The organism is Maricaulis sp. B-26 (assembly GCF_056857855.1).
This window is the reverse complement of the sequence record NZ_JBSXNX010000027.1, coordinates 61,987-78,263: the sequence shown is the minus strand read 5'-3', so window position 1 is coordinate 78,263 and position 16,277 is coordinate 61,987. Positions and strand designations below refer to the sequence as shown.

14 protein-coding genes are annotated in these 16,277 nt (G+C 64.1%); 10 read left to right on the top strand and 4 right to left on the bottom strand.

The window, feature by feature from the left end; genetic code table 11:
* Positions 1-91: 91 nt before the first annotated feature.
* On the bottom strand, positions 92-1,960 hold the full coding sequence (locus AC13HB_RS14010) for a DUF885 domain-containing protein (RefSeq protein ID WP_482950398.1): 1,869 nt from the start codon (positions 1,958-1,960) through the stop codon (positions 92-94).
* A 113-nt stretch (positions 1,961-2,073) separates the two neighbouring features.
* Here AC13HB_RS14010 and fliQ point away from each other — a divergent pair, with 113 nt between their 5' ends.
* From fliQ to AC13HB_RS13990, 4 genes are read left to right on the top strand one after another with little or no spacing between them, the layout of a single operon-like run.
* Positions 2,074-2,337 carry a flagellar biosynthesis protein FliQ gene (fliQ, locus tag AC13HB_RS14005; protein ID WP_482950397.1) on the top strand — a complete coding sequence of 88 codons (264 nt, stop codon included), beginning with the start codon at positions 2,074-2,076 and terminating at the stop codon, positions 2,335-2,337.
* A complete protein-coding gene (gene fliR, locus AC13HB_RS14000; protein WP_482950396.1) occupies positions 2,337-3,086 on the top strand; it encodes a flagellar biosynthetic protein FliR in 750 nt (249 codons plus the stop codon). Before fliQ ends, fliR begins: the two co-directional genes overlap by 1 nt.
* 11 nt (positions 3,087-3,097) lie before the next feature.
* Positions 3,098-4,189 (top strand): flagellar biosynthesis protein FlhB, encoded by a 1,092-nt coding sequence (gene flhB / locus AC13HB_RS13995; protein ID WP_482950395.1) that lies wholly within the window; start codon positions 3,098-3,100, stop codon positions 4,187-4,189.
* A 39-nt stretch (positions 4,190-4,228) separates the two neighbouring features.
* Positions 4,229-6,757 (top strand): hybrid sensor histidine kinase/response regulator, encoded by a 2,529-nt coding sequence (locus AC13HB_RS13990; protein ID WP_482950394.1) that lies wholly within the window; start codon positions 4,229-4,231, stop codon positions 6,755-6,757.
* On the opposite strand, the gene AC13HB_RS13985 is transcribed toward AC13HB_RS13990, so the two are convergent.
* Positions 6,754-7,188: a hypothetical protein gene (locus AC13HB_RS13985; protein WP_482950393.1), complete on the bottom strand. Its 435-nt coding sequence runs from the start codon at positions 7,186-7,188 to the stop codon at positions 6,754-6,756. The genes AC13HB_RS13990 and AC13HB_RS13985 overlap by 4 nt on opposite strands.
* 210 nt (positions 7,189-7,398) lie before the next feature.
* Between AC13HB_RS13985 and AC13HB_RS13980 the strand changes: the two genes are divergently transcribed.
* Entirely contained in the window at positions 7,399-8,022 is a 624-nt protein-coding gene (locus AC13HB_RS13980) for a putative 2OG-Fe(II) oxygenase (protein ID WP_482950392.1), read from the top strand.
* On the opposite strand, the gene AC13HB_RS13975 is transcribed toward AC13HB_RS13980, so the two are convergent.
* Complete coding sequence (locus AC13HB_RS13975) at positions 8,019-8,219, bottom strand: hypothetical protein (RefSeq protein WP_482950391.1); 201 nt, start codon at positions 8,217-8,219, stop codon at positions 8,019-8,021. The genes AC13HB_RS13980 and AC13HB_RS13975 overlap by 4 nt on opposite strands.
* Before the next feature lie 487 nt (positions 8,220-8,706).
* Here AC13HB_RS13975 and recA point away from each other — a divergent pair, with 487 nt between their 5' ends.
* The 5 genes from recA to sigJ all read left to right on the top strand — a co-directional run bounded on the left by recA (position 8,707) and on the right by sigJ (position 14,961).
* A complete protein-coding gene (gene recA, locus AC13HB_RS13970; RefSeq protein WP_482950390.1) occupies positions 8,707-9,792 on the top strand; it encodes a recombinase RecA in 1,086 nt (361 codons plus the stop codon).
* A gap of 174 nt (positions 9,793-9,966) precedes the next feature.
* Positions 9,967-12,621: an alanine--tRNA ligase gene (alaS, locus tag AC13HB_RS13965; protein ID WP_482950389.1), complete on the top strand. Its 2,655-nt coding sequence runs from the start codon at positions 9,967-9,969 to the stop codon at positions 12,619-12,621.
* Positions 12,621-13,076 carry a nuclear transport factor 2 family protein gene (locus AC13HB_RS13960; protein WP_482950388.1) on the top strand — a complete coding sequence of 152 codons (456 nt, stop codon included), beginning with the start codon at positions 12,621-12,623 and terminating at the stop codon, positions 13,074-13,076. Before alaS ends, AC13HB_RS13960 begins: the two co-directional genes overlap by 1 nt.
* 68 nt (positions 13,077-13,144) lie before the next feature.
* Positions 13,145-14,071 (top strand): hypothetical protein, encoded by a 927-nt coding sequence (locus AC13HB_RS13955; protein ID WP_482950387.1) that lies wholly within the window; start codon positions 13,145-13,147, stop codon positions 14,069-14,071.
* Positions 14,068-14,961: an RNA polymerase sigma factor SigJ gene (sigJ, locus tag AC13HB_RS13950; RefSeq protein WP_482950386.1), complete on the top strand. Its 894-nt coding sequence runs from the start codon at positions 14,068-14,070 to the stop codon at positions 14,959-14,961. Before AC13HB_RS13955 ends, sigJ begins: the two co-directional genes overlap by 4 nt.
* Positions 14,962-15,037: 76 nt before the next feature.
* On the opposite strand, the gene AC13HB_RS13945 is transcribed toward sigJ, so the two are convergent.
* Complete coding sequence (locus AC13HB_RS13945) at positions 15,038-16,255, bottom strand: NADP-dependent isocitrate dehydrogenase (protein ID WP_482950385.1); 1,218 nt, start codon at positions 16,253-16,255, stop codon at positions 15,038-15,040.
* Between the last annotated feature and the right edge of the window lie 22 nt (positions 16,256-16,277).

The following is a 16,277-nucleotide window of genomic DNA, read 5'->3' as shown; positions in this document are numbered from 1 at the left end:
AGGCTGCGGCGGCTGCCCGATATTCGTTCGTGCGGCAGATTAGCCCGCCGGACAGCGTGACTGTCAATCGACGGCGCTGCCCGGTGACGGCCTAGCCTGCCTGCTTTTCGGCGATCCACGCATTCACCAGCTCTTCGAGCAGGGTGAGCGGGATCGACCCGTTGGTCAGAACGACATCGTGGAACTCGCCCCAGTCGAAATCGTCGCCGAGTTCGTCCATGGCGCGCTGGCGCAGTTCCAGAATGGTCAGCATGCCGACCTTGTAGGACACGGCCTGGCCGGGCCAGACCATGTAGCGGCGCACTTCGTTCTCGATATCGCCTTCCGGCATCGGCGTGTTCGCGATCATGTAGTCGATGGCGTCCTGCTCGCTCCATTGCATGGCGTGGATGCCGGTATCCACGACCAGGCGCGCGGCGCGGAAGACCTCATAGGAGAGGCGGCCGAAATCCTGGTAGGGGTCGGTGAAGAAGCCCATGTCCTTGCCGAGGTTCTCGGCGTAGAGGCCCCAGCCTTCCGAGAAGGCGGAATAGCCGGCCAGACGCTGGAACATGGGGGCGTTTTCGAGCTCCTGCGCCAGGGCAAGCTGGAAGTGATGGCCCGGCGCGCCCTCATGATAGGACAGCGTTTCCATCAGATAGGTCGGGTTGTCCCGCATATTGGCCAGGTTCACGTAGTAGGCCCCCGGACGCGTACCGTCGAGCGAGCCGCTCTCGTAGAAGGCGCCGGTGGCCGTATCGATGCGGTACTCCTCGACCGCGCGAACTTCCAGATCGGCGCGCGGGAGCGTGTCGAAATAGTCCGGAGCGGCTTCCATGAGCGCATCGACGAAGGCAGTTGCCTGGTCGAGATACTGCTGACGGCCTTCCTCGGTGTCGGGCAGGTAGAACTGATCGTCCGTACGCATGAATTCGAAGAATTCGGCCAGCGTTCCCTCGAAACCGACCTGCGCCATGATATCGCGCATCTCGCCGTGAATGCGCTCGACCTCGTCGAGGCCGGTCTGGTGGATGTCGGCGGCGGAAAGGTCGGTGCGGGTCGTGTAATTGTCGAGCTGGCTGCGATAGAAGGCCTCCCCCTCCGGCAGCGCCCAGGCGCCTTGATTGCGGCCTTCCGTCATCTCGCCATGGCGCTGCATGGTCTCGATGAGGTTTTCATAGGCCGGGCCGACACTCTGGGTCAGGGCGGCGACGGCGCGTTCGATCAGCGCATCCTTCTGGGCCTGTTCGATGTCGAGTGCTTCGACCTTGCCGCGGAAATCGGCGAGCAGGGGCGAATCCTCGCCGCTGTCGTCGAAGGGCGCCCCGGTGATGAAGCGCGACGCGGCGGTGACGACGATCGGATAGGCGAATGCCGGGGCAAGCACGCCGGCCTCGGCACGCTCGTCGGCCTGGGCGGTCTGCACGCGCAGAACGTCGCCCATGCCTTCCAGCCGGCTGATATAGGCTTCGGCGTGGTCGACATTATCGACGCGGTGATAGCCGATCAGCGTGGTTGCCAGCTGGGTGTGCGGGCCGAAGAACTGGGTGAAGATATAGCCGTGATCCCAGAACTCGGACTGCTGGGAATTATTGGTCTCGATGAATTCCGCAAACCGGTAGCTGACCTGCGCATCCGGCGTCAGTTCGTCATAGTCGAAGTTTTCGCGCATGTAGCGCAGGCGCTCGGCGCCGCGCTGCAGACTGGCACGGAAGGCCTCTTCGGACGGATCGTTCCACTGGCCGTAGGCTTCCAGATCGTCGAGCATGCCGAGATAGGTCTTGAAGACCGGGGAGAATTCGAGCTCGCGCTGGAACTCTTCCTGGAACCAGGCATAGAGGCGCTCGGTTTCGGTCTGTTCGGCAGAAGCGGCTTCTGCGGCGGCCGGTGCCGGATCGGCCTGGGCGAAGGCCGCGCCCGGTGCCCAGGCAGCTGCGAAAGCGAGCGAGCTCGCGCCGATCAGAAGTTTGCGCAATCGCATGTCGGGTGCCTCCCCACGTTTACCAGAATTGACTCTTTCTTAACGGCGAGCGGGCATTCGTAAACATAATTAACCGTAAGCTCGATTCCCTCCGCCCAGCCGAGGTGAGACCCGTGACCGGACCTGAAGTCCTCGATTTTGCACGCCAGGCGATCTGGCTGATGCTGGCCATGGCCTCCCCGATCATGATCGTGGGGCTGGCGGTCGGCGTGACCATCGCGCTGTTCCAGGCCCTGACGCAGGTTCAGGAGATGACGCTCGTCTTCGTGCCGAAGATCATCGCCATTTTCATCGCGCTGCTGCTTTTCCTGCCGCTCATGGGCGGGCTGATGGCCGGGTTCATGACGGTCATTTTCGACCGCATCGCCAATCCCTGATGCCGGACCTTCCCGCCCTCGTCTATGCGGCCGGTCTGGTCTTCGCGCGGATCGGTGCGATCCTGATGCTGATGCCGGGTTTCGGCGAACCGAGCATACCGGTGCGTATCCGCCTGGCGTTCGCGCTGCTCGTTTCGCTTATCATGGGGCCCATCATCGCACCGCAACTGCCCGCCATGCCGGCCGAGCCTTTGCCGATGGCCGGTACGGTCATGGCCGAGGTCATCACCGGGCTGATGATCGGCGCGGTGGCGCGCATCTTCCTTTCGGTCGCGGCGGTCGCGGGACAGGTGATCGGCATGCAGAGCGGTCTTGCCATGGCCCAGAGTTTCGACCCGTCGCAAGGCCAGCAGGGCGCGCTCATCGCGACCTTCCTGAACCTGGTTTTCATGGTGCTGCTCTTCGCCACGAACACGCATCATCTCCTGCTGCAGATGATGGCGAATTCCTATCAGGTCTTCCCGGCGGGCGGCCTTCCGGACATGTCAGATGCGGCCCAGTGGGCCCTCAACGCTTTCATCGATTCTTTCCGAATCGGCGTACAGCTGGCAGCACCGCTGATCGTGTTCGGGCTGATTTTCTATCTGGCGCTCGGCGTGCTGTCGCGGCTCATGCCGCAAGCCCAGATCTTCTTTATCGCCATGCCCTCGAATATCATGGTGGGGCTGTTCATTCTGGCCATCGCGCTCGGCGCGATGAGCGCGGTCTGGCTGGAACGCATGCAGCGTTTCGCCGTCGATCTGGTTTAGCGAGCTAGGATATGGCCGAAGGCGACGACGACAGCCAGAAAACGGAAGAACCGACACAGCGGCGGCTCGAAGACGCACGCAAGAAAGGCGATGTCGCCAAATCCCAGGAAATCCCGGGCTGGTTCGTGCTCGCCTCGGGGCTGGTCCTGATCGGTTTCATGCTGCCCGGCATGGCCCGGCGGCTGGCCTCGACCATGCAGGTCTTCTTCGCGGAGGCGCACAGTTTCTCCGTCGAGCCCCAGGTCATGCTGGCGACCATGCAGGAAACCGCCTGGCAGGTGACGATGATCGTCGGCTTTCCCATTCTTCTGCTTGCGATCGCCGGCTTTGCGGGACATTACGTCCAGCAGGGTTTCCTGTTCACGACCGAGAAGATCCAGCCGAAGCTTTCCAAGCTCAATCCGATCGAGGGGTTCAAGCGGAATTTCGGGCCCCAGGGCCTCGCCAACTTCCTCAAGGGCGTGGGCAAGATGGCGCTGGTGGCACTGGCGGCATTCGTGGTCATCTATCCCAAGCGCGAGATACTCGCCGGACTGCCGGCGCTGGATATCGCGTCCGTTCTGGGCATTGTGCGTCAGTCTGCGATCGAGCTGATGCTGGCGGCACTGACTGTCTATGCCATCATTGCCGGGCTCGACTATCTCTTCCAGCGCCAGAGCTTCATGAAGCGAAACCGCATGTCGCGGCGCGAGATCAAGGACGAGCTCAAACAGTCCGAGGGCGACCCGCATATCCGGGCCAAGCTGCGCCAGTTGCGTCAGGAGCGCGCCCAGCGCCGCATGATGACGCAAGTTCCCGATGCGGCCGTCGTCATCACAAACCCGACCCACTACGCCATCGCGCTGAAGTACGAACAGGGCACGACGCCGGCGCCGATCTGCGTGGCCAAGGGCGTCGACGCGGTGGCGCTGCGCATTCGCGAAGTCGCCGAGGAGCACGGTATCCCGATCGTCGAGGACCCGCCGCTGGCCCGGGCGCTGCACGCGACGGCCGATCTCGATGCCGAAATTCCGGTCGACCACTTCCAGGCAGTCGCCAAGGTGATCGGCTATGTTCTCTCGCTCGCGCAGGGACGACGCGCACAATACCGTCCGAGCGAGTAAGCTTTTCCCATCCGTATTGATTCGCGCCGGAGCCGCCGCATGGCCGACACATCGCTTCCCGATCCCGACGACCGCAAACCGCTCTGGGAGAAACCGTTCGGACGCGTGGCCTTCTGGGTGAGCGGCGTCATCGCCGTGATCGCGGCCATCGCAGCCTTGCTGGCTGCGGGCCAGGATGGCGGACAGGGCTTCATCTATCTATCGGGCCTCGCGGCGGTGAGCTTCCTGGTGCTCTACGCGATCGCGGCCGGGGAAACGGCGGGCCGCAATCTGCGGGCCCGGATCTCGCGCGAGCAGATACCCACGCCCGCGACATTGGCCTTCCGGGCCATCGAAGCCTTTCCGGATCCGGTCCTGATCACCGACCAGAGGGGCGCACCGCGCTGGGCCAACAACGCCTATCGCGAACTGGCGGAGCGCATCGGTGGTGTCGGTCAGACGTTCGGACTGCCCACCATCGATCGCATCTGGGGAAGCTCCGGGGGCGGCGACGGGACCGTCTACCGGCTCGCGCGCGCTGCGGCGCGCGGCGAGGGCGCCTGCGAACTCCTGCCGCCGCTGGAACTCGGCGATGGCGAAATCCTGCGCTTTCAGCTCGAGGCTGCGCCGCAGGACGGCAAGCTCGTTCTCTGGCGGCTGTCGTCCAATCTCGGCGTTGCGAGCGAGCCCGGCGGCGCGGGCGCTGACTGGGCGCGCCACGCGCCCGTCGGCCTGTTCACGCTGAGCGTGGAAGGCGAAATCCTCGGTAGCAACCAGACATTCCGCGACTGGCTCGGCCTGCCGGAAGGCGATTATTTTCCGCCGTTGCGCGACGTGCTCGCCGGCGATGGCGCCAATGCGGTTCTGTTGACCCGCGGCGGTGACGGGATTGCCCGCGTCGATGCACGCATGCGTGCGCTCGACGGTGCGGAGGCGCCGGTCGCGCTCGCCGTGGACTGGGACGGGTCGGAACCGCCGGTCGGACGCGTGGTGATCTACGGGCTCTCCGCCACCGGTGCGCCGCCCAGCGTCGGCAGCCGGGCCGATAGCGGCTCTGCCGTCGGTGCCGCGATGGACGACATGTTCGGCAATTCGCCCTTCGGCGTCGTGCGTCTCGACGGGGCGGACCCGGAAACCGCGATCGTTGAGGACGTCAATCCGGCCCTGGTCCAGCTGACCGGCGGCAAGGCCATACCGGGCGTCACCTTCAAGGAATTGTTCAACTGGGACGACGGCCGCTCCCCGACCGACGCCTTCGCACCGGCCATGGCCGGCAGCGGAGAGCCAGCGGAAGCGCGTCTGGCGACCGAGAAGACGACCTATGTCCACCTGGCCTTCTCGCCGGCCCGCGGCGGCAAGCGCGTCGCCTATGTGATCGACATCACCGGCTGGAAGGAGCTGGAGCGTCAGGTCAGCCAGTCCAACAAGATGCAGGCCGTCGGCCAGCTGGCGGGGGGCGTCGCGCACGACTTCAACAATCTGCTCACCGCGGTTCGCCTGAATTGCGACGAGCTGCTCAATCGTCACCCGGTCGGCGATCCGGACTATTCCGAGCTGCAGTCCATCAACCAGACCGTCGCCCGTGCGGCGGGCCTCGTGCGCAAGCTCCTGGCCTTCTCGCGCAAGCAGACCTTCCGCATGGAAACGCTTGATGTAGGCGATCTGCTTTCGGACGTCTCGGTCCTGCTGCGCCAGATCGTCGAGGAGACCGTGCGGCTGGACATCGTGCACGGTCGCGAACTTCCCCTGATCAAGGCCGACAAGGGCCAGCTCGAAACCGCGATCATCAATCTCGCAGCCAATGCGCGCGACGCCATGCGCGACCAGGGCGGCGGCGCCCTGACCATCCGCACGCGCCGCGTCAGCGACGAGGTGGTCCGCAATGCGGGTGCGCCGAACGTCCGCGAGGGCGACTGGCTGGCCGTCGAAGTGGCCGATGAAGGTCACGGCATTGACGCAGCGACGCTGGAGAAGATTTTCGAACCTTTCTTCACGACCAAGGAGGCCGGCAAGGGTACGGGGCTCGGCCTCGCCACGGTCTACGGCATCGTCAAACAGTCCGGCGGTTTTCTTTTCGCGGACAGCGAAGTGGGCAAGGGCACGACGTTCACCATCTATCTGCCGGGGCATGAGCCGACCGAGGAGGAAGCGGTCGAGATGCGCGAGGAAGAGGTCGCCAAGACCGTCGAAAAAGCGCCCGAGGACCTGTCCGGCCGGGGACGGATACTGCTCGTCGAGGACGAGGATGCGGTGCGCAATATCGCGGCCAAGACGCTGGCCAAGCGCGGCTATGACGTGGTCGAGGCAGAGGATGGCGAGGAAGCCTACGAAATCCTCGAGGACGACGAGGAAGGCTTCGACCTGCTGATCTCCGACGTCGTGATGCCGGGGCTGGACGGGCCAGGCCTGCTCGAAAAGGCGCGCGACATGCTGGCGGATACGCGCGTGGTCTTCATCTCCGGCTATGCCGCGGAACAATTCTCCAAGACGCTCTCCGATGAAGCCGACGTCTCCTTCCTGCCCAAACCCTTCACGCTCACCCAGCTGGCGGAGAAGGTGAAGGAGGAACTGGGCGGAAAGGGCGGCTAGTCGCCTTTGCCCTTGCGGGCCTGACTTGCTGGGCCGGACCTGCTTTCAAGCGTGTACCGTGCGAGCAGCATCACGCTGGCGGCCTCGACAAGGAACAGGTAATGGCCCCAATGGTCGGAGTAGGTCGGTGAGTTCATGACGCTGACCGCGACCAGGCCGCCATGCATGATGAAGAATCCGGCCACGAAGGCGAGGGCGGCTTCCGGGTGTCGCCGGAAACGGAGCGCGAAGTAGATCATGGGCGGCAAAAGCAGGAAGGGCAGGGTGACCTGGAAGGCGGTCACGCTGTCCAGAATTCCATGGACGGCTGGCCAGATCTGCAGCAACTGACCGGGCGCCGTCCAGAATAGGAGCGCGAGCAGGCCGCGACCTGTCAGGTCCGCCACCATGATCCACATCAGGACGTCCAGCACTCGCAGACTGCGTCGCACGCACCTTCTCCCGAATCATCACCCTCGCAGTTTAGAAGCCTGACGCCTTGTTGCAGTCGTTCAAGTGGGGCGCGCTTGGGAGCCAGGCAGTGCCTGGCGGATTTTGCCTGCCACAGAGCGCCTGCACTCCATCCCTTGCAGGCCGAACCGCCTTCGGCCAGATTGACCATTACAGTTTTGTCATAAGTGGAAAGCGAGGGGGCGCAATCCATGGCGTTGGGGAAGTACGAAGTTCAGCCGCTATTCGTGGAGCCGATTTTCCGGGCGGATATCGGCCATGCGATCTCGGACGCGCAGGTCGAGTTCATCAAGCGTCTGCCGATGAACCAGAACAAGACCAATCAGATCTCGGACAATCTCTACATTTTCGAGGAACCCGAGCTGAAGAGCATCAAGGACGCCGTCCAGGAAGTCCTGGACGTCTATGCCAACGAGGTGATGGGGATTTCCCAGCAGCTCTATGTCACGCAGTCCTGGTCGCTGATCAATCGTCCGAATTTCGGAATGCACGGGCATTCCCACTCGAATTCGATCATCTCCGGTTCGCTTTATTTCACTGATCTGCCCAACCCGCCGGGGAATATGATCTTCGACCGGCACCGCGAGTACCAGCAGCTTGACCTGCGGCCCGAGCGCGACAAGACGAATATCTATAACGCGCCAATGAATGCGGTGACGCCGAAGAAGAACGAGATACTGCTCTTCGCGTCGAGCCTGCAGCATCTGGTGGAGGTGAATTCGGCCGCAGATCCGCGCCATTCCATCGCCTTCAACACGTTCGTGCGCGGCAAGCTGGGCAATTTCCGGGACGTGTCGGAACTGACGCTCGGCTAGACCGGACCGGGATTGTCCGCATCATCCGCCGCCAGATCCCACCGGATCCGGTGGCAGCGGGCCTGTTCCTGCAGCTCGATCGCACTGCGCGCCTTGGAGAAGCCGCCGCGGCAGGCACGCTCGCCATGTCCCGTCGCCTGGACAAGGGCGAGGAGAGAGGCGGCGGCAAGACCTGCAGTGATGAGCGTGCGGTTCATGGAGTGCGGCGTCCTCGGAGCAGCTGAAGCAATCGGCACGGCCACGGCAAGGCGCGAGTGCCGACAGAGGCCAGACTGCCGCACAAAGCTTGCGATATTGCTGAATGACAGACCGTCCCGGCGCCCCGGCGGGCTCATAAATCATTTATGAGCTGATGCCGGAGAGCGGTCTTCTCCTACGCGACGGTGCCGACTCGGCGCACAATCCCAGACTGGCACCGGCGGCGATGAGGGGGTGGCGTGCCCGTCCATGCGACTGCGGGCGTACCTTCGGCGGACGGTCCGGTACATGCGGCTCGTTCCTGCGACCGCACGGGCTCGCCGCGTTAACCATGGTCATTTCGGATTGGCCTTGTGTCACAGGGATGTGCGCGCAACGTTCCGTTTTGTTAACCATGAAATGTTCCGCTTGTGTTCCCGGAACAAAACTGGTACGCCTTGCATCAGTTGCCCGGACCTGAGGGGCGTGAAATAAGGGATACAGGCTATGAGCAAGGGCGCGATTCGACTCGTGAAAGACGACAAGAACATGGACAAGCAGAAGGCCATCGAGGCCGCTCTGAGCCAGATCGACAAGGCATTCGGCAAGGGCTCCGTGATGAAGCTCGGCGACCGGCCGAATAGCGACATCGAGTCGGTGTCCACCGGTTCGCTGGGGCTGGATATCGCTCTGGGTATCGGCGGCTTGCCGAAGGGCCGTATCATCGAGATCTACGGACCGGAAAGCTCGGGCAAGACGACGCTGGCCCTGCACACGGTCGCCGAGGCTCAGAAGGCTGGCGGCGTGGCGGCTTTCGTCGACGCGGAACATGCGCTCGACCCGGTCTATGCCGGAAAGCTTGGCGTCGATGTGGGTGAGCTGCTCGTCTCGCAGCCCGATGCCGGCGAGCAGGCGCTCGAGATCGCGGACACGCTGGTCCGCTCCGGCGCGGTCGACATTCTGGTCATCGACTCCGTTGCGGCCCTCACGCCGCGGGCCGAACTGGAAGGCGAGATGGGCGACAGCCTGCCGGGCCTGCAGGCCCGCCTGATGAGCCAGGCGCTGCGCAAGCTGACCGGCTCTATCTCCAAGTCGAACTGCCTGGTGATCTTCATCAACCAGATCCGCATGAAGATCGGCGTGATGTTCGGATCTCCGGAGACCACGACGGGCGGTAATGCGCTGAAATTCTACTCCTCGGTCCGTCTCGATATCCGCCGTATCGGGGCACTGAAGAATCGCGACGAGGTGATCGGTAACCAGACCCGCGTGAAAGTCGTGAAGAACAAGGTCGCGCCGCCCTTCCGCGAAGTCGAGTTCGACATTCTTTACGGCGAGGGCATCTCCAAGATGGGCGAGCTGCTCGATCTCGGCGTCAAGGGCGATGTGATCGAGAAGTCCGGATCCTGGTATTCCTACAACTCCGAACGGATCGGGCAGGGGCGTGAAAACGCTCGGAAATTCCTGCTCGAGAACCCGGATATCTCGGATGAGATCGAACGCAAGGTGCGCGCCAATGCCGGTCTGATCGCCGATGAAATGCTCACCGGTCCCGATCTCGCGGGCGATGAGGAAGAAGTCGCCGCCAGCTGATCCGGCAACCTCCGGACGCCCTGGACTGGCGCTGCCGGTGCAAGGAAACGCAGCTATATTGCAAACGGGTGCTTGGCTAGGCCGGGCACCCGTTTCTATATGGGGTAGACAGATGAACAGGCGTTGCGGCCCCTGCGGCCGGACGCATCACACCAGCCGACGGATTTGGGATTCATGGCCAGCCTGCGCGACATCCGTGCCACCTTTCTCGACTACTTCGCCCGCAATGGACACGAAGTGGTCCAGTCGGCACCGCTCGTTCCCCAGGACGACCCGACCCTGCTCTTCGTGAATGCGGGCATGGTCCCGTTCAAAAACGTCTTCACAGGCAAGGAACATCGCGAGATTCCGCGGGCCACCTCTTCGCAGAAATGCGTGCGGGCCGGGGGAAAGCACAATGATCTCGACAATGTCGGCTATACGGCGCGTCACCACACATTCTTCGAGATGCTCGGGAATTTCTCCTTCGGGGATTATTTCAAGGAACAGGCGATCGAGCATGCCTGGCAACTCGTGACGAAGGAATTCGCCCTGCCCGAGGACAAGCTCCTTGTGACCGTCTTTTCCGAGGATGACGAGGCGCGGGCGCTCTGGCGCAAGATCGCCGGCATCAGCGACGACCGCATTATCGGCATTTCGACCTCGGACAATTTCTGGTCCATGGGCGATACCGGCCCCTGCGGCCCCTGTTCCGAAATCTTCTTCGATCATGGCCCGGATATTCCCGGCGGCCCGCCCGGCTCGCCGGATGAGGACGGCGACCGTTTCATCGAGATCTGGAACCTGGTCTTCATGCAGTACGAGCAGCTCGCGCCGGACAACCGGATCGATCTGCCCAAGCCCTCGATCGATACCGGCATGGGCCTGGAGCGCATCGCAGCGATCCTGCAGGGAAAGCACAATAATTACGATGTCGATCTCTTCGCCAATCTCATCCGGGCCGGCGAGGACGTACTCGGTGTGAAGGCCGAGGGCGATACGCTTGCCTCGCACCGCGTCATTGCCGACCATCTGCGCTCGACCTGTTTCATGATGGCGGACGGGGTGATGCCCTCCAATGAAGGCCGGGGCTATGTGCTGCGCCGCATAATGCGCCGTGCCATGCGCCATGCGCACCTGCTCGGCGCGAGCGAGCCGGTGATGTGGAAACTGGTGCAGGCGCTGAAGACCGAGATGGGAGATGCTTATCCCGAACTCGGCCGCGCCGAGGCTCTGCTCGAGGAAACGCTGCGGGTCGAGGAGGAGCGCTTCCAGCGCACGCTCGGCCGCGGCCTCGGCCTGCTCGAGGAAGCGACAGCGGACCTTGGCGAGGGCGATGCCCTGTCCGGCGAGACCGCCTTCAAGCTCTACGATACCTATGGCTTCCCGCTCGATCTCACCCAGGATGCGCTGCGCGCCAAGGGTATGACGGTCGACGAGAGCGGCTTCGACGCGGCCATGGAGAAACAGCGCGCCGGTGCGCGGGCCGCGAAGTTCTCGTCCGGTCAGGTGGCGCCGGATGCGGTCTGGTTCTCCATTCACGACAAGGTCGGTGCGACAGAATTCCTTGGCTATGACGGCACGAAAGGCGACGGCAAGCTGGTCGCCATCGTGGCTGATGCGACCGAGGCCAAGGCGATCGGCACCGGCCAGCAGGGCGAGCTCGTCTTCGACCGAACGCCCTTCTACGGCGAAAGTGGCGGCCAGTGCGGCGATACCGGCCTGATCACTTTCGAGAATGGCGCCGTCTTCCGTGTCGAGGATACGCAGAAGCGCGGCGGCGACATGCATGTCCATATGGGCGTGATGGAGCATGGCGAGGTGACGCTCGGCGATGCGGCGACGCTGGACGTCGCGGCGGAGCGCCGGACCTCGACCAAGGCCAATCACTCGGCCACCCACCTGGTTCATGCGGCGCTGCGCGATGTGCTCGGCCCGCACGTAACCCAGAAGGGCTCCTATGTCGGCCCCGACCGGCTGCGTTTCGACTTCAGCCACAACACGTCGCTGAGCACCGAGGACATTGCGAAGATCGAGGCCCAGGTGAACGCTGTCATCCGGCAGAACGCTCCGGTCGTCACGCGCGAGATGAGCCCGGAGGCCGCCATCGAGGCGGGGGCGCTCGCGCTCTTCGGCGAGAAGTATGGCGACAGCGTTCGCGTGCTCTCCATGGGACGAGACCTGGCCGATGGCGACAAGACCTATTCGGTCGAGCTGTGTGGCGGCACCCATGTCGCGCGCACGGGCGATATCGCGCTCTTCAAGATCGTGTCCGAGAGTGCCGTTTCCTCCGGCGTGCGCCGGATCGAGGCGATGACCGGCGAGGGCGCGCGCCGGTACATGGAAGAGCAGATCGGTTATGGCCGCGCCGCGGCCGATGCGTTGAAAATTTCCCCGCCCGATCTCGCCGACCGCGTGAGGGCGCTGATGGACGAGCGCAAGAAGCTCGACCGTCAGCTTGCCGAGGCCAAGAAGCAGCTCGCCATGGGCGGCGGCGCCGGTGCCGCGCCGGCGGGACCGGAGACGGTCAATGGCGTGAGCTTCATCGGCCGCGTCGTCGAGGGCGTGGGCGGCAAGGATCTGCGCGGTCTGATCGACGAGGCCAAATCCCAGATGGGTTCCGGCGTGGCGGCCTTTATCGGCGTCAATGACGGCAAGGCGGCGCTCGCCGTGGGCGTCACCGACGATCTCAAGGACAGCTATAGCGCGGTCGAACTCGTTCGTGCGGGCTCCGCAGCCGTAGGCGGCAAGGGCGGTGGCGGACGTCCCGACTTCGCCCAGGCTGGCGGACCGGACGGCGCCAAGGCTGATGCCGGTCTCGCGGCCATCCGCGAGGCGCTCGCTGGCTGATGGCCCGTTCGCGCAAACCGGCCGGGTCCGATATCCAGCTGACGGGCGACAAGGCGGCCGGGCGCGAGATTGCGGCCATCCGGGCGCGCTTCAACGAGGCCATCGGATCGCGCGATATCGACGCCATTGCCGAGGCGCTGGCCGAGAATTGCTGGCTGGTGCCCGGCGACGAGGCGGATCCGATCTGCGGCCGCGAGGCCCAGCTGGACGCGTGGTCGTCCATCTTCGGTCAGTCCGATGACGCCAGCTATACCCGATCGCCGCAGCGTATCGAGATCAGCGAGGATGGCGGCCTGGCCGCCGAAACCGGACGCTGGCGCGGTGGCTGGACGTCGGAAGGCTTCGAGATCCGCTATACCGGCCGCTATTTCGCCAAATGGCGCTTCGACGGCGCCGCCTGGCGCATAGAGAGCGAGACCTTCGTGACACTCAAGCGCGCGGGCGGCCCTGTTTAGCGCAGCCGCGTCTGTCACAAATTGCGAGCGAGAAACGTCTGACTCCCGAACAAGCAAGGGAGTTCCCGATGATGTCTCGCAGTCTACTCTATATCGGCGCCGCCTATTATCTCGTGATCGGCGTGAGCATGCTGAGCGGTCCGGTCGACTGGTTTCAGGGCACGCCGGGCGTTGCCGAGACCGGCGGCTATAACGGGCATTTCATCATCGATATCGCCTTCGCCTTTCTGGTCTCCGGAGCGGCGATCGGTGCGGGCGTCTGGCTGCGCCAGCGCAGCCTGATCCTGGCCGGGCTGGGCTGGCCTGTCCTGCACGGCGCGTTTCATGTCGCCGGCCTCGTCCAGCACGGAGCCGTGTCCACCCTGGCCTGGTGGACCGATGCCGGCGGGGTGATCCTGCCCGCCATGATCCTCCTCGTGGCTGCCATCAATACGCCGATGCGCGGGTTGGGCGCGGGCATGGCCCGTCTTCTCCATGCGGGGCTGCAACGGTTCGAGGCGCAATGGTCCTACGATGCGACATACCAGCACCGGCTGCTCGATCTGGTACCGGATTCGGCACGCTTCCTGATGGCGCTGCAGGCTATCGCTCAGGCCAGCCGTGAGGCGCCCGCCCCGCTGCGCCATGGTGCGGCGCTTGCTGCGAGCCTGCATGAAGATTGCGGCCCCTGCGCCCAGCTCACGCTCGACATGATGCGGGCAGACGGTGCTGAGCCAGACGAAATGCGTGCGCTTCTTCGGCGTGATTTCGAGGCGGCGCACCCGCTGTCGGAGCTCGGCTTTCGCTTCGTGGAAGCTGTGCTGGCCGGTGATGTCGAGGCCGACACGCTGCGCGAGGCGATTATCGACCGGTGCGGCGAGGCCAGCCTTGCCACGATCAGCCTGACCGTCACCGTGTCGCGGACATATCCCGCTCTGAAGAAGCTGATGGGGTACGGCTCTGTCTGCCGGCGGCTTGACGTGGACGGGCAAAGCGAAACAGTCAACGCCGTATGATGACACCCGACCCGGCACTGACGGCCTTCCAGGCCGAACGCCCGCGCCTCGTCGCCATCGCTTACCGCATGCTCGGCGAGCGCATGGCGGCCGAGGATGTGGTCCAGGACGTCTGGCTGCGCTGGGAGGCGGCCGATCCCGGCCGGGTCGACAATCCCCAAGCCTGGCTGACTTCCGCGACGACGCGGCTCGCGATCGACGAGTTGAGGAAAATGCGGGTCCGGCGCAAAGCCTATACCGGTCCCTGGCTGCCCGAACCCTGGCTGGATGACCCGGCGGGCGATCTGGTCGCTCGGGTCGAGACGGCCCAGCAGGCCGAGCTGGCTCTCCTCTGGGCGATGGAGTGCCTGACGCCGGACGAGCGCGCCGCCTTTATCCTCCGTGAAGCGTTCGATATCGGATATGGCGAGCTGGGGCGAATACTCGGCCGGTCGCAGGCCGCGTGCCGCCAGCTCGTTTCGCGGGCACGCCGCAAGACGCAGGCCGGTCCGGCCCGTCCGGACAGCGCCCCGGAAGCGATCATGGCGTTGATGTCACAAATGATGACCGCCTATGCGAAGGGCGATCTGGCCGAAATCGCGGAACTCCTCGCCCAGGATGTCGTCGCCGTCAGCGATGGCGGCGGGCGGGCACGCGCGGCATTGCGGCCGCTACTCGGAGCGGCGGAGACCGCCCAGGTCATGCACGCGCTCGCGACCCGCAAGCCGCCGCATCGCAAGCCGGACCTGGTCTGGGTCAATGGCCGCCCGGCCATCGCCATTCTCGACGGCAGCGAGGCGGATTTCCTGATGACGGTCACGCCGTCTAACGGGGATTCGAGCCGGATCGGCTGGATCTATGTGATGCGAAATCCGGACAAGCTGCCCGCGACGCTGAGCCGTCCGGTCTGATCCCGTGAGTCTCGGCCAAGAAAAAGGCGGAGCCGCCGGCTCCGCCTTTTCGTGTTCGCTGCGTGGCGAGGGGGCCTTAACTGGCCATCGCCTTCTGGAAGTTTTCGTCGACCTTGTCGAGGAAGCCTTCCGTGGACAGCCAGCCTTGCTGGTCGCCGACCAGGAGGGCGAGGTCCTTGGTCATATAGCCGTTCTCGACGGTCTTGATGATCGTCTCTTCGAGCTTCTTGGAGAAGGCCATCAGATCGTCGTTTCCGTCCATACGGCCGCGGTGATAGAGACCCTGCGTCCAGGCGAAGATGGATGCGATCGAGTTGGTCGATGTCTGCTCGCCGCGCTCGTGCTGGCGGTAGTGACGGGTGACGGTGCCGTGGGCAGCTTCCGCTTCGACCGTCTTGCCGTCCGGGGACATCAGGACCGACGTCATCAGGCCGAGCGAGCCGAAGCCCTGGGCCACGGTGTCGGACTGCACGTCGCCGTCATAGTTCTTGCAGGCCCAGACGAAGCCGCCGGACCATTTCATGGCGGCTGCGACCATATCGTCGATCAGGCGGTGCTCGTAGGAGATGCCCTTGGACTGGAAGGCGTCCTTGAACTCGGCGTCGAAGACTTCCTGGAACAGGTCCTTGAAGCGGCCGTCATAGGCTTTGAGGATCGTGTTCTTGGTGGACAGGTAGACCGGCCAGCCGCGCTGCAGGCCGTAATTGAACGAGGCGCGCGCGAAGTCGCGGATCGACTCGTCCAGATTGTACATGCCCATGGCGACGCCTGAGCTCGGGAAGTCGTAGACTTCGCGCTCGATCGGCTCGCCGCCGCCTTCCGGCACGAAAGTCATGGTCAGCTTGCCCGGACCCGGAACGAGGAAATCGGTGGCACGATACTGGTCGCCGAAGGCGTGACGGCCGATGACCATCGGCTTCTGCCAGCCCGGAACCAGGCGCGGAACGTTGGAGATCACGATCGGCTCGCGGAAGACGACGCCGCCGAGAATGTTGCGGATGGTGCCGTTCGGCGAACGCCACATCTTCTTGAGACCGAATTCCTCGACGCGGGCCTCGTCCGGCGTGATGGTGGCGCATTTGACGCCGACGCCGTGCTTCTTGATCGCGTTGGCGGCATCGATCGTGATCTGATCGTCCGTCTCATCGCGCTTCTGGACCGAGAGGTCGTAGTATTCCAGATCAATATCGAGATAGGGCAGGATCAGCTTGTCCTTGATCATCTGCCAGATGATGCGGGTCATCTCATCGCCGTCGAGTTCGACGACCGGGGTATCGACTTTGATCTTCGCCATGGTGTTCTACTTTCTTTTCGGA

What these genes read in the sequence shown, in the direction of transcription:
- recA (WP_482950390.1), top strand. Translation starts at nt 8,707, where the DNA reads ATGAGCAAGGGCGCGATTCGACTCGTGAAAGACGACAAGAACATGGAC.
- AC13HB_RS13945 (WP_482950385.1), bottom strand. Translation starts at nt 16,255, where the DNA reads ATGGCGAAGATCAAAGTCGATACCCCGGTCGTCGAACTCGACGGCGAT.
- AC13HB_RS14010 (WP_482950398.1), bottom strand. Translation starts at nt 1,960, where the DNA reads ATGCGATTGCGCAAACTTCTGATCGGCGCGAGCTCGCTCGCTTTCGCA.
- flhB (WP_482950395.1), top strand. Translation starts at nt 3,098, where the DNA reads ATGGCCGAAGGCGACGACGACAGCCAGAAAACGGAAGAACCGACACAG.
- sigJ (WP_482950386.1), top strand. Translation starts at nt 14,068, where the DNA reads ATGATGACACCCGACCCGGCACTGACGGCCTTCCAGGCCGAACGCCCG.
- AC13HB_RS13990 (WP_482950394.1), top strand. Translation starts at nt 4,229, where the DNA reads ATGGCCGACACATCGCTTCCCGATCCCGACGACCGCAAACCGCTCTGG.
- AC13HB_RS13955 (WP_482950387.1), top strand. Translation starts at nt 13,145, where the DNA reads ATGATGTCTCGCAGTCTACTCTATATCGGCGCCGCCTATTATCTCGTG.
- AC13HB_RS13980 (WP_482950392.1), top strand. Translation starts at nt 7,399, where the DNA reads ATGGCGTTGGGGAAGTACGAAGTTCAGCCGCTATTCGTGGAGCCGATT.
- AC13HB_RS13975 (WP_482950391.1), bottom strand. Translation starts at nt 8,219, where the DNA reads ATGAACCGCACGCTCATCACTGCAGGTCTTGCCGCCGCCTCTCTCCTC.
- alaS (WP_482950389.1), top strand. Translation starts at nt 9,967, where the DNA reads ATGGCCAGCCTGCGCGACATCCGTGCCACCTTTCTCGACTACTTCGCC.
- AC13HB_RS13960 (WP_482950388.1), top strand. Translation starts at nt 12,621, where the DNA reads ATGGCCCGTTCGCGCAAACCGGCCGGGTCCGATATCCAGCTGACGGGC.
- fliR (WP_482950396.1), top strand. Translation starts at nt 2,337, where the DNA reads ATGCCGGACCTTCCCGCCCTCGTCTATGCGGCCGGTCTGGTCTTCGCG.